The organism is Flavobacterium cellulosilyticum, from assembly GCF_004349355.1.
Lineage (GTDB): Bacteria > Bacteroidota > Bacteroidia > Flavobacteriales > Flavobacteriaceae > Flavobacterium > Flavobacterium cellulosilyticum.
The window spans coordinates 655071-668736 of the sequence record NZ_SMFK01000001.1 but is presented as its reverse complement, the minus strand read 5'-3'; the positions used below and the strand labels follow the sequence as shown (position 1 = coordinate 668736).

The window sequence follows — 13666 nt, the reverse complement described above, 5'->3', positions numbered from 1 at the left end:
AAAATAAAGATATGTTTTCAAAATTAGCTTATTCCGTTTTCGAACAAAGCATCAAAGATTACCATTTATTTGATAATGTTGATCAACCTATAAACAATCCTTACCCTAAGGAAAAATTTGAGCATTTATTATATCTAAAAAACTGGATTGATACTGTTCAATGGCATTTCGAAGATATTATTCGTGATCCTAATATTGATCCTGTAGCTGCATTGACTTTAAAAAGAAGAATTGACGCTTCCAATCAGGAGCGTACGGATATGGTAGAATATATTGATGGTTATTTTCTTCAAAAATATGCTCATGTTGAAGTAAAAGACAATGCGAGAATCAATTCTGAAAGTCCTGCATGGGCGTTTGACAGATTGTCTATTTTAGCATTGAAAATCTATCACATGAATGAAGAAGCCACTCGTGCTGAAGCTTCACAGGAACACCGTGATAAATGCCAACAAAAATTAAATATTTTATTGGAACAAAGAACAGACTTGTCAACCGCTATTGAAGATTTATTAACTGACATCGAAAAAGGAGATAAATTTATGAAGGTGTACAAGCAAATGAAAATGTACAATGATGATGATTTGAATCCAGTTTTGTATCAAAACAAAAAATAATTCCCGACAAATTTATATTGTCAAAAAAAATCAAACATATAGCCGTCATGAGACTTTCCGCAATGGGAGATGTCGCCATGACGGTTCCTGTTTTACATGCTTTTGCAAATCAATATCCCGAAGTCAAAATCACTGTTATTTCCCGCCCTTTTTTCAAACCACTATTTGATACGATTCCCAATATTTCTTTTTTTGCTTTCGACGATAAAATTTTACACAAAGGATTTCTAGGATTGTATCGCTTGTTCCAAGAATTAAAAGAACTTAACATTGATGTTTTTGCCGACTTGCATAATGTGTTGCGTTCCCAAATTGTTCGGACTTTTTTCGCTTTAAATGGAAAAAAAATAGCAGCTGTTGATAAAGGTCGTGAAGGTAAAAAAGAATTGACTCGTGCCGAAAATAAAGTTTTCAAGCCATTACCAAGTATGTTCGAAAGACACGCAAAAGTGTTTGAAGAGCTTGGTTTTCCTTTGGATTTATCTCAAGCTGTATTTCCTGAAAAAGCTATTTTAGATCAAGAAACTCTAAAATTTATTGGTAATTCAACTCAAAAATTAATCGGAATTGCTCCATTTGCACAATATGATTCTAAGGTGTATCCGCTGGACTTAATGCTGGAGGTAATCAATAAATTATCCGAAAACAAAGAGCATACTATTTTGCTTTTTGGAGGTGGAAAAAAAGAAATAGCGATTTTAGAATCCTTTGCTGAAGGAAAAACAAATGTTCTGGTTGTAGCCGGAAAAATCAAGTTTCAACAAGAATTACAACTCATCAGCAATCTTGATGTGATGCTTTCTATGGATTCTGGAAATGCGCATATAGCTGCGATGTTGGGCGTAAAAGTGATCACACTTTGGGGCGCAACGCATCCATATGCTGGTTTTTCTCCCTATGATCAACCATTAGAAAATGCTTTGGTTTCAGATAGAAATCTGTTTCCTAAATTACCAACTTCTGTTTATGGAAATAAAAAAGTGGAAGGTTATAAAGATGCTATGCAAACAATTCCTGTGGATAAAATTGTTTCTAAAATTCAATCAAGTTTTTTAAAATCCATACAATAACTTCATTTCTTAACGAATTGATAAAAACTACAACTGCAGCTTTTTCAAAATTGTGGAATTTAGTATTGCAAATTTTAGGGCTTCAATCCAAAAGATTCTACCATAAAACTCTGGTAATTTGCTAAAAAAGAATATGTTATTTATCTACTTTCTATAGATTAATAACCGTATTCCAAATTTCCTCACTTACTGGAATTCCCTGTTTTAAATTTTTTTCGCGAGTTATTGAAGTGCGTTCTCCAGGATAATATATTTTATCGCTTGGTTGCATCGTTTCAACATTATGGGTGTAATCAATGATTTCGTTAAGGAGTTTTTCTTGGATATTTTTGTCATTAAATCGTTCAGGATCAATACAGATAAATACTTGTGAAATACCAGTTTCCTGTTCTTTTTGACTTATTTTAAAGGTAGAGTCACCAGCTGAAAGTAAAGTCGCCAACATATCCAATACCATGGATAAAGCAGAACCTTTCCAGTAACCAATTGGAACTCCACGAAGGCTGGACATAATTTTTTCAGGATCGGTAGTCAGCGTATCATTTTCATCCCAACCTCCTGGGAAAGGAAGTTGTTCGCCTTTTTGTTGGTACTCATTAATTTTACCGAAAGAGAATTGTGAAATTGCCATATCTAAAACCACATGACCATTTGCTCTTGGGATTGAAATTATGAAAGGATTATTGCCTATTCGGCTTTCTTTACCTCCCCAAGGTGGCATATTTGGGAGTGTATTGGTAAAAAGTATTCCTATACAACCCGCTTTTGCGGTTTGCCATCCATAATATCCGCCCCGCATCCAGTGATTTGTGTTGCGCAAAGCAACTAAGCCCATTCCGTGAACTTTGGCTAATTCAATTGCTCGATTAGTGCATTTTGAAGCATTGACTATGCCGGGACCAAAATTCCCATCCCAACGTTCTATACTTCCAAAAGTACTTGCTTTTTCGGCTTCTGCATCTACATTTACTAATCCCTCTTTTACAAATTGAATAAAAGGAGCAACACGATTTATACCATGGGAATATACTCCTGCCAATGAATTTTCAGTAAAAATTTCTGCCATTAATTGTGCTTTTTCTTCTGAAAATTTATATTTAAGAAAAAGGGTGTTTAATACATCCTGCATTTTTTCTGACAGAATTAATAGCTGATTGTTATTCATGTTATTAAGTTATTTGACAATGATAAAAGTTTGTAAATTTTAAAATAGAATAATAAAAAAAGGTGATTTTTCACCCTGTTTTATTATTTAAAAACCAAATCTAATTAATTCCTGATTCATAAAAGTCAATTCCTCTGCGGATAGTGATACTTGAATAGCAGCTGCATTTTCTTCGGCTTGAGTAGCATTTCTTGCTCCTGCAAGCACTACTGTAATTCCAGGTTGCAAAGTAGTCCAACGCAAAACTAATTGGGGAACGCTTACTTTTTTACTTTCAGCAATTGGGATTAATGAGTCCACAACTGCTTTCACTTTTGCCATATCATATTGACCAAAATAATTGTTGCGGTGGTCATTGCTTTTTAAATTCCCTTTGGTAAAATATTTTCCGGTCAAAAGTCCACGTTCCATTGGGCTGTAAGCAATAATTCCAAAATTATTTTTGATAGAATAAGGTATTAATTCTTTTTCTATATCACGTTTCAACATACTATATGGCACTTGATTGCTGGCAATTGAAACGGTTTTATTGGCTGTTTGCAATTGTTCAACTGAATAGTTGCACACTCCAGCTGCGCGTATTTTTCCTTGTTGAAGAAGGATTTCCATGGCTTCCATAGTTTCCTCAATTGGAGTAGTGCTATCTGGCCAGTGGATTTGTAATAAATCAATATAATCCGTTCCTAAACGAATTAAACTGTTTTCAACTTCTTGAATAACGCTGGCTTTTCCAGAATATTTGTACACTGGAGTTTTTAGACCATCTTTTTCAGTATCAAAAAAGTAATCTCCTTTTCCGTGATTGCTTTCATCCCAAATCATTCCAAATTTAGTCAACAACTGAATTTTACTTCTATCTCTTCCTTTTATGGCTTTACCAACGATTTCTTCGCTTAAACCAAATCCATAAAAAGGTGCGGTATCTAATGTTGTAACTCCATTTTCTAATGATGCAACAACAGACTCGATTGAATCTCTTTCCTCATTACCTCCCCACATATTTCCTCCGATAGCAAATGCTCCATAAGTAATGGCAGATAATTCCAAATCGGTATTCCCTAATTTCTTATATTCCATGATAATAAATAAATATTTGTTCTAAATTCCTTTTTATTTAATCGATTACACAAAGGTAAACTATATACTTTGCTTTTAAAATTTATAAATTGCTTTTGCTGTATCAGTACTATTAAATAAAAATTTCTTTAAAGAATTTTCGAAATAAATTCTATGTTTTTTTAATAACCATCTTTTCTACTACTAAAACTATAACAATTCCTATAACATAGGTCAGCAAATCCAACCAAGCGAATGAGGTGCCAATAAAGGTTCTAGCAAGACTTGAATTTTCAAGACCTAGTAGTGTTATACCATTAAAATACTGTAAGGTTTCTATAGCGAATGAAAACAGTAAAACTGATAAGCTAACAGGAAAAACAGGACAGTCGAAAAACGATTTTACGAAACAGTAGATTAGAATTACTACTAAAACATCGCCTATATATGGTCTGACAAAAGCATCATGAACATAAAGCGCAATAAAAACTTCAATCCAAAAAATTAAAAAAGCTAGTAGGAAATAGTTTTTGTTGAACCTTATCATACACTAAAAGGATATTTTATTACACTTTGAAAATGACTTTTTAAAGCCAAATTTTTTCCTCTTGGCTGCGCACCAAAATATATTTTTTTAAATTCGAAATTGTTGAGAGATAATCAGGTGCTTCAAAACCAAAACGTTCGTGTTCAGCTTGTTCTTTCTCAAAAGCGTCGCACCCTTTGATTACTTCTCTGAGCATATCTAGCATCGCCAATTCTTTATTATTTGTTTTCTGGAATTTAAATTCTACGATTTCGTCTTGTAATTGTTCACAATAGTCCAAAAGCTGAACTACTTCAGGTTCGTTCAAAAGCGAGGGATTGTTTTTGAAAATTTCGCGAATAGATTTCATAATGTAAGACTTTATCAAATATTGAAATTGTTTTTTCTGTAGGGAATTTAGAAGCAACTGTATGAAATAGCACATTATTTACGTTTTCGAATCGTACAAAAGCAATTAGAACAAGAATTTAGGCTATTATAAATTAATTTTAATTCGCTAATATAGTAAAAATAAAGACCTTATTTTAACCAACAAAAGCTTCCCTTTTCAGAGAAGCTTTTGCTAATTATTAGAATCTGCAATCTAAAATCTGCAGTCTAAAATTGGTTTATACAGCATCATAGTTCACCACAATCGTTGCCGATGTTGGATGTGCTTGACAAGTAAGAATCAAACCTTCTTCGATTTCGCCATCGCTAAGAATTGAATTTTTCTTCATTTCGGCAGTTCCTTCCGTAACTCGTGCCAAACAGCTGCTGCAAATTCCACCTTGGCATGAATAGGGAGCATCGATTCCTTGTTTTAAAGCGGCATCTAAAATGGTTTGTTTTTGCGACATTTCAAAAGTCGTTTCCTCGTCATCAACCAATATCGTTATTTTCGAATGTCCATCGATTGATTTTGAGATTTCATTTACTATTAATGAAGTCGAAAACAATTCGAATTTGATGCTTTTTTCAGGTACATTATGCGATTTCAAAACATCAGAAACGGTATTTATCATTATTTCTGGACCACATAAATAAAAACTAGAAAATTCTTGTTCTTTGTGTTTGTTATTCAATACATAATTCACAGCGGATTTATCTATTCGACCAAATAATTCATGTTCAATATTGGCTTGACTGTATACATAATGTACAAATAACCTTCCTGTATATTTTAATAATAAGTCATGTAACTCTTGGTGAAATATTGTTTCTTCTGGCGTTTTATTTCCGTAAACCAAAATAAATGAGCTGTTGGGTTCGCTTTTTAAAACTGATTTTAGAATAGACATTACAGGTGTTATTCCACTTCCGGCTACAAAAGCAACATAATTTTTTAAATTGTCATTATGTGGTTCGAAAATAAATTTTCCTTCCGGTTTTCCTACTTCAAGAACATCACCTGCTTTCAGTTTTGTGTTGGCAAATTGTGAAAAAGCTCCGTTTTTTACGGCCTTAACGGCAATGCGCAACTCGCCACTTTCGGGTGAAGAGCAAATAGAGTAAGCACGACGAATTTCTTGACTGTCAAGGGTTAATCGTATATTGACATATTGTCCTGCTATAAAAACATAGTTTGGCTTTAACTCTTCAGGAACGTTAAAAAGAATGGAAATAGCGTCTTTGGTTTCGCGCTTTATTTCTTTTATAACCAATTTTTTAAATGATGGCATTAGTATAATTTTTTACAAAGATAGTAAACCTAAAAAAAGTTTAGAAGTTTATGTGTTTAGAAATTTAAAATTCCTGTAACATTTCCTTACATTTATCATCTCAATGGAAAATTCTATTCATTATGATTAAAAAATTTCTTTATCTCGAATGGAAATCTTTTATTCGATCTGCTTCTTTCTCCAGTAATTTGGCGCTAAAAATCCTATTGGGTTTTTTAGCAGTTTTATACGCCTTCCTTCTATTAATGTTAGGAATTGGAGCGTTTTATGGAATAAAAGAAATGAATTTGGATCCTTTGCATGAAGTCAATACTTATTTGATTTACTATTTTTTAATAGATTTGGCCATTCGTTTGTTATTGCAAAAAATACCAGTAATGAATATTAGACCTTTGCTAGCTTTGCCTTTTAAAAGACATACAATAGTTAATTTCTCCCTTGGTAAAACAGTCTTATCGGTTTTTAATATTCTTCATATTTTTTTCTTTCTGCCTTTTACAATTGTTTTACTAATTGAAGGATACGATATTATGAATGTTATTTTTTGGCATTTAGCTATGATTTCACTTGTTTACACTAATAATTTCTTGAATATTATTTTGACCAATAAAGACAATATCTTTGCCTTTTTCATTGGAATTGTGTTGATTATTGCCGGACTTCATTATTATCATTTTTTTAATATAACAACCTACACTGCTGTGTTTTTTGATGGATTGTTTCACACAAAAGGACTGTTTTTAATTCCAGTTTTTTTCTTAATAAGCTTGTATTATTATACGTTTAACTACCTGAAAAACAATTTATATCTCGATGCAGGGCTTTCGCCAAAACACGAAATCGCCACAACCGAAAATCTAACTTGGCTGAATCAGTTTGGGACTTTGGGAACTTTTTTAAAGAATGATATTAAACTTATCAAAAGGAACAAACGCTCGCGGACAACCGTTTTAATGAGTTTTGTGTTTTTATTTTACGGACTACTCTTTTTCAATTCGAATTCCCATCAACCTGAAATGATGCGAATTTTAGCCGGAATATTTGTTTCAGGTGGGTTTATGTTCACTTTTGGTCAATTTGTGCCTAGTTGGGACAGTTCCTATTACCAATTAATGATGTCTCAAAATATTTCGTATAAAAACTATTTGAGTTCAAAATGGTGGCTTGTGGTTATCGCGACATTTATCTCGACGATTTTAGCCTCTTTTTATTTGTTTTATGGTTGGCAAGTGTATCTCACCATTGTAGTTGGAGCCATTTACAATATTGGTGTCAATTCTCATTTGGTTTTATTGTCGGGTGCTTATACAAAAACACCTATAGATTTAACGATGAGCAAAGGCGCTTTTGGAGATAAAAAGGCATTTAATTCTAGCACGATGCTCATAACACTTCCTAAATTAGTACTGCCAATTTTACTGTATTGGTTGGGGACTTTTTTGCTAAATCCAAATTTAGGGCTTGTATTTGTAGCAGTTGCAGGAATTTTAGGTTTTGCATTGAGAGATAAGGTTTTTACTAAAATTGAAAAAATATACAAAACCGAGAAATACAAAACCATAGCGGCATACAAACAAAAATCGTAGAGACGTTGCAATGCAACGTTTCTACGAATAAAAAATCTAAAATCATAATTCTAAAATAAAGATGATACAAGTACGTAATCTTTCAAAAACTTACAACGGAACTACGGTTTTAAAAATAGATGCATTAGAAATTCCCAAAGGACAAAGTTTTGGTTTGGTAGGTAACAATGGAGCAGGAAAAACCACGTTTTTCAGCTTGTTATTGGATTTAATTCAACCTTCAACTGGGAATATAATGAACAACGAGGTTCAGGTTAATAATTCCGAAAATTGGAAACCATTTACGTCTTCTTTCCTAGACGAAAGCTTCCTGATAGGCTATCTCACCGCCGAAGAATATTTCTATTTCATTGGTGATTTACGCAATCAAAACAAGTCCGATGTTGATGCTCTTTTAGCCAAACACGAGGAATTTTTTAATGGTGAAATTTTAAAAAACAAAAAATACCTGAGGGATTTATCCAAAGGGAACCAAAAAAAAGTGGGGATTATTGCCACTCTTATAGGTAATCCAGAAGTAATTGTTCTTGATGAACCCTTTGCTAATTTAGACCCTACAACCGTTAGCCGATTAAAAAAAATAATCAAAAATCTTTCCGAAAATCCAAAGGTGACCATTCTAGTTTCAAGCCATGATTTGCAACATACTGTGGAGGTTTGCAATAGGATTGTTGCATTAAATAATGGGGTAGTGGTAAAGGATATTCAAACATCAAAAGAAACCTTACAGGAATTGGAAACGTTTTTTGCAGTTTAAATTTCGATATTTCAAAAAGAAACGTATTTTTACCAGTCATTATACTAAAATGTACTTTTAAAAGTTAAATGATAAACAGTTTCCCATTGAAAACCAAGACACTTACATCCTTTTTCGCAATAGTTTTTTTAATTATTGTGGCAGCCTGTTCTACTCATAAAGATACTTTTCTTGCCAGAAAATCACATGCACTCAGTACAAAATACAATATTGATTACAATGGTCAAATTGCTCTAGAAAAAGGAATTGAAGATATTAAATTAAACACCAAAGATAATTTTTGGAAAATATTGCCTATTGAGCGAATGCAAATTAGTGATGATGCTGATATAAAAAATAAAAATACAAATTTTGAACTTGCGGAAGCTAAAGCAACTAAGGCAATTCAAAAACACTCCATGAATATTAATGGGAGTGAAAAAAACAGTCAAATGGACGAAGCCTATTTACTGCTCGGTAAAGCGAGGTATTATGACCAAAGATTTATTCCAGCTTTAGACGCTTTTAATTATATATTATATAAATATTCCAATAGTGATAAAATATATCAAGCTAAAATTTGGCGTGAGAAAACCAATATGCGATTAGGAAACGATGTTCAAGTAATCAAAAACATCAGCAAACTCCTTGATGATAAAAGAATTAAAAAACAAAATAGTGCAGACGCAAATGCACTTTTGGCCGAATCTTTTTTAAACTTAGAAGAAAAAGATAGTGCTATTTCTAAATTAAAAATTGCCGAAATCTTCACCAAAGTAAACTCAGAAAAAGCAAGATATCGGTTTATTCTTGGGCAATTGTATCAAGAATTAGGAAAAAAAGACAGCGCTAATATATTCTATCAATCTGTTATTGATATGAATCGAAAAGCAGAAAGATTATTTACTATTCAGGCTTATGCCAAAAAAGCACAATTGTTTGATTACGAAAAAGGAGACAAAATGTCTTTTGTGAAAACGTTTGAAAAGTTAGCTGCAGATCGTGAAAACAGACCTTTTCTAGGTGTAATTTATTATGAAATGGGTGTTTTTTATGATAAAACTAATGATCAAAAATTAGCCTCAAAATTTTATAATGCTTCACTAAAAAAAGCATCCTCGGATCCGTATTTGGTTGCTTCAAATTACAGGAATATAGGAAACATGCATTTTAAAAACACAGATTATGCCGTAGCGGCAAAATATTATGACAGTACATTGGTTAAACTCCAAGTTAAAACTAGAGAATACATTCACATCAATAAAGTTAGAAAAGATTTAGACGAAGTAATAGAATATGAATCTATTGCTAAGATAAATGACAGTATTTTAAATGTTGTTGGTATGTCAGACGAAAACAGGGTATTGTATTTTGAAAATTATATCGAAAAATTAAAAAAGGAAGATGAAAAAAAGAAAATTTTAGAAGAAAAACAAAAACAAATCCTTGAAAATATAGTCAGAAATAATTTAACTTCTTCTGATGATCCAGCTGCAATAGTTCAAAAGGCGGGAATGCCACCAAAAAAACAATCTTTAGCGCCGCCATCAATCAACGTTGTTTCTGGAAATGTAACTGCAAACACATTCTATTTTTACAATCCAGCAACTGTAGCTTATGGTAAATCTGAATTTAAAAAAAGATGGGGAAAAAGAACTTTAGGAAGCAATTGGAGATTGTCAACGACAAGTGCTGATGCTGTTGAAGAAGTGGTTACAAACAATATAAACGAAACTACTTCAGAAGAAAAGGTAGAAGAAAAGGTAGTAGAGAAGGAAACACCGGAACAATACACAAGCGAATTTTATATAAAACAACTGCCTAAAACACAATTAGAGGTTGATGAAATTGCCAAAGAACGCAATTTAGCCTATTACCAACTTGGGATTATTTACAAAGAAAAGTTCAAAGAATATGAATTGGCAAGCAATAAATTAGAGAAATTATTGGTGCAAAACCCGGAACAAAAGCTAGTGCTTCCTTCGATGTATAATTTGTATAAAATTTATCAAATTACAGATATTGCAAAGGCAGAAGATATGAAACAACGTATTTCTAGTCAATATCCGGATTCTCGTTATGCACTTATTATAAACAATACAGATCCAAAAACAGAATCAATTGAGACTACTGAAGCGGTGTATAATAAATGGTATCAATTGTATCAAGACGAACAGTTCAGATTGGTATTAGAAAAAATAGATACCTTGATCATAGATTTTACAGGAGATGAAATAGCACCTAAATTTGAATTATTAAAAGCCAATACAATAGGAAAACTAAGAGGACTAGAAGACTATAAAAAAGCAATGCAATTCGTTTTAGATAATTACCCTATTAGTGATGAAGGTAGAAATGCACAAGAAATTTTGACGACTCAAATACCCTTATTAGAAAAAAGAGTTTTTACCATGACCGACACGAAAAAATGGAAAATTCTTTATAAAATCGATGTCAATGACAGCAAAAACACGAAGGTACTGGAAGAAAAAATTAAGAAACTAATAGCAAGTGAAAATGTTGGATTGCTAACTTATTCAATCGATGTTTATTCAGAAAAAGAAAATTTAGTAGTTCTTCAAGGATTAAAATCAGAAAATGAGGCTAAAAACATTTCTTATGTATTACAAGATGAAAAGAAATATAAAATTTCTGAACCAGCAATTGTAATTACAAATGAAAATTACAGTGTAGTCCAAATTAAGAAAAATTTAGAGGAATATTTGACAATGTCAAAAACAGCCGTTGTTCCTGTTCAAACGGAAGTTAAACAGCCTTTAAATCCAAAACCAGCAGATCAAATTTCAAAAAAGCCTTTAAGAACAAAACCATCTTCAGGATACCAGCAGAGTTTGGAAGAAAATCAAAATCCTAATTCACCCCCAAAGTAGAAATTATGTTTGAAAAAAACGCAAAATCATATACAGAACTTCTCGGAAAGACAAATAGAATTGTTGAAGGAACCGTTATTAAAGGAGATATTGTATCTCATGCTGATTTTCGATTGGATGGAGAATTAATTGGCAACTTTCAATCGAAAGCAAAAATTGTAATTGGACCTGCAGGAAGTGTCGTCGGAGACATAGTTTGTAATAATGCAGATATTGAAGGAAAATTTATCGGCAAAATGCAAGTTACAGAAATATTGAATGTGAAGTCGAAAGCAAGTATTCAAGGGGAAGTAATTGTGGGTAAATTATCCGTTGATCCAGGAGCTGATTTTAGTGCTTCTTGTATGATGAAATCAAATCTAAATAACAAGATTACAAATGACGGACCATCAAAAACCGAACAAACAAACCAATAATAAATGGCTTGCATTTATTAATATTCCCATACAAATGGGCGCGATCATTTTTCTGTTTTCATACTTTGGAAATTGGTTAGATGATAAGTATACTAATCCGCATAATATATTTGTCAAAATTTTAACCCTTGTTGGTGTAGCACTCGCTTTTTATAACATCAACAGACAGCTAAAAGACATTAATAAAAACTCCTAAAAATCGAGATGAATACTAAAAAGTACCAACCTATTTTAGAAACAATATTTATATCGGTTCTAGTTTATTTGTTGCATAAAGTAATTTTTTGGCTAAACGCTAGTAATTCAAAATTTCAAGATTTTCATTTTTCATTAGAAACTATTTATGGATTTTTTCTAATATGTTCTATTTTGATTGTTTTTGCGTTAATTAAGGTAAAAGATAAGAACATTGATAGTGTTGGATTTGGCTTTATTTGGGCAACTTTAATTAAAATGGGACTTTCATACGCAGTTTTAGCCGCCATTTCAGAATCAAAAAATTTAAACCTAGGATTCGAAAAAATAAATTTCTTCATTGTTTTCGCCTTATTTCTAACAATAGAAACGGTTATAACTATACGATTTCTAAATAATAAGCAGTAATTATGCTTCAAAATGACAATTCTATCAAATTTTTTTATTTAATGCTTTTAGCATATTAATTTAAAATGTACCTTTGCACCCAATTTCAGAAACTAAAAATTAAGATAATTAACAGTTATGGTGATTTCAAACAAACCACTTCAATTTATAATAGCGATTTTAATAGCCTGTCTTCCAATATTAGGTTTTGCAAATAACCCTTCGGAAAACACTACTTCACAAACTGAAACAACTGCTGTTGCACACGAAGCTTCGGCTGAATCATCAGACGAGTCATCAGAGATTAAGGAACAAATTAAAGAAGTTATTGGTCACCACGTTCTTGATGGTCACGAATTTTCTCTTTTAGAATATGAAGGTGAACATATTGGTTTTCCATTACCAATCATTCTTTGGGATAATGGGGTTCAATTTTTTTCTTCTTCTAAATTCGAACACGGAGAAGCTGTTGCCGAGTCTAATGGGAACTATTACGTAATACACCACGAAAAAATATATAAAACAGATGCTGCTGGGACTTTAACAGAAGCGCACGGTCATCCAATAAACTTTCAACCAATAGATTTATCTATAACTAAAGGAGTTTTGACTATTATGGTTGTGGCTTTGTTAATGTTTTTATTGTTTGCAGGTTTAGCAAAATCGTATGCAAAAAACGGTGGAATCTCCTCAGGTGTAGGTAGACTTTTTGAACCAATTGTAATTTACATTCGTGACGAAATTGCAATTCCAAACATTGGCGAAAAACACTATAAAAAATACATGAGTTATTTATTGACCATCTTTTTCTTTGTTTGGTTCTTGAATATCTTCGGATTGACTCCGCTAGGAATCAACGTAACGGGTAATATTGCTATTACTTTTGGATTAGCAGTAATTACATTTGTAATCACAACTTTTACAGCAAATAAAAATTATTGGGGACACATATTCTGGATGCCAGGTGTACCAACTCCAATGAAAATTATTCTGGCACCTATAGAATTATTGGGAGTATTTATTAAGCCATTCGCATTAATGATACGTTTGTACGCAAATATTTTTGCAGGACACGTGGTTTTGATGAGTTTAATTGGATTGATATTTATTTTCAAAAGTTGGTTAGGAAGTAGCTTGTCATTTATGTTGTCATTCGCTATTTCAATTATCGAAATATTAGTTGCCTTGTTGCAAGCGTATATTTTCACGATGCTTTCTGCTTTGTACTTCGGTTCAGCAGTAGAAGAGCATCATCATGAAGAAGCGCACTAAAATTTAGATTTTAGATTTCAGACTTCAGATTTTCACGAATCTAAACTCTAAAATCACAAATCTACAA

14 protein-coding genes are annotated in these 13666 nt (G+C 32.2%); 9 read left to right on the top strand and 5 right to left on the bottom strand.

Annotated features, from left to right (window positions below; translation table 11 throughout):
* The first annotated feature begins 11 nt into the window (after window positions 1-11).
* Window positions 12-617 (top strand): DUF4254 domain-containing protein, encoded by a 606-nt coding sequence (locus tag E0F76_RS02545; protein ID WP_132000938.1) that lies wholly within the window; start codon window positions 12-14, stop codon window positions 615-617.
* 47 nt (window positions 618-664) lie between these two features.
* Window positions 665-1687 carry a glycosyltransferase family 9 protein gene (locus tag E0F76_RS02540; RefSeq protein WP_132000936.1) on the top strand — a complete coding sequence of 341 codons (1023 nt, stop codon included), beginning with the start codon at window positions 665-667 and terminating at the stop codon, window positions 1685-1687.
* A gap of 151 nt (window positions 1688-1838) precedes the next feature.
* Here the strand turns inward: E0F76_RS02540 and yiaK are convergent, their stop codons facing one another.
* From yiaK to E0F76_RS02515, 5 genes are all read right to left on the bottom strand, one after another.
* Window positions 1839-2852, bottom strand: a complete 1014-nt coding sequence (gene yiaK / locus E0F76_RS02535; RefSeq protein ID WP_132000934.1) for a 3-dehydro-L-gulonate 2-dehydrogenase — start codon at window positions 2850-2852, stop codon at window positions 1839-1841.
* Window positions 2853-2939: 87 nt separating this feature from the next.
* Window positions 2940-3929, bottom strand: coding sequence for an aldo/keto reductase (locus E0F76_RS02530; RefSeq protein ID WP_132000932.1), 990 nt, complete (start codon window positions 3927-3929; stop codon window positions 2940-2942).
* 151 nt (window positions 3930-4080) lie between these two features.
* Window positions 4081-4455: a ribosomal maturation YjgA family protein gene (locus tag E0F76_RS02525; protein WP_132000930.1), complete on the bottom strand. Its 375-nt coding sequence runs from the start codon at window positions 4453-4455 to the stop codon at window positions 4081-4083.
* 40 nt (window positions 4456-4495) lie between these two features.
* Complete coding sequence (locus E0F76_RS02520; protein WP_132000928.1) at window positions 4496-4804, bottom strand: hypothetical protein; 309 nt, start codon at window positions 4802-4804, stop codon at window positions 4496-4498.
* 259 nt (window positions 4805-5063) lie between these two features.
* Entirely contained in the window at window positions 5064-6116 is a 1053-nt protein-coding gene (locus E0F76_RS02515) for a 2Fe-2S iron-sulfur cluster-binding protein (protein ID WP_132000926.1), read from the bottom strand.
* A gap of 122 nt (window positions 6117-6238) precedes the next feature.
* Between E0F76_RS02515 and E0F76_RS02510 the strand changes: the two genes are divergently transcribed.
* From E0F76_RS02510 to atpB, 7 genes are all read left to right on the top strand, one after another.
* Window positions 6239-7702, top strand: a complete 1464-nt coding sequence (locus tag E0F76_RS02510; protein ID WP_132000924.1) for a DUF5687 family protein — start codon at window positions 6239-6241, stop codon at window positions 7700-7702.
* A 61-nt stretch (window positions 7703-7763) separates the two neighbouring features.
* Complete coding sequence (locus E0F76_RS02505) at window positions 7764-8459, top strand: ABC transporter ATP-binding protein (protein WP_132000922.1); 696 nt, start codon at window positions 7764-7766, stop codon at window positions 8457-8459.
* 68 nt (window positions 8460-8527) lie between these two features.
* On the top strand, window positions 8528-11329 hold the full coding sequence (gene porW / locus E0F76_RS02500; protein ID WP_246021957.1) for a type IX secretion system periplasmic lipoprotein PorW/SprE: 2802 nt from the start codon (window positions 8528-8530) through the stop codon (window positions 11327-11329).
* Window positions 11330-11334: 5 nt separating this feature from the next.
* Window positions 11335-11745: a bactofilin family protein gene (locus tag E0F76_RS02495; RefSeq protein ID WP_132000920.1), complete on the top strand. Its 411-nt coding sequence runs from the start codon at window positions 11335-11337 to the stop codon at window positions 11743-11745.
* Complete coding sequence (locus E0F76_RS02490; protein ID WP_132000918.1) at window positions 11708-11941, top strand: AtpZ/AtpI family protein; 234 nt, start codon at window positions 11708-11710, stop codon at window positions 11939-11941. The genes E0F76_RS02495 and E0F76_RS02490 overlap by 38 nt, the downstream gene beginning before the upstream one ends.
* A gap of 8 nt (window positions 11942-11949) precedes the next feature.
* Window positions 11950-12348, top strand: coding sequence for a hypothetical protein (locus E0F76_RS02485; RefSeq protein ID WP_132000916.1), 399 nt, complete (start codon window positions 11950-11952; stop codon window positions 12346-12348).
* Between the two features lie 117 nt (window positions 12349-12465).
* A complete protein-coding gene (gene atpB, locus E0F76_RS02480; protein ID WP_132000914.1) occupies window positions 12466-13599 on the top strand; it encodes a F0F1 ATP synthase subunit A in 1134 nt (377 codons plus the stop codon).
* Window positions 13600-13666: the final 67 nt, after the last annotated feature.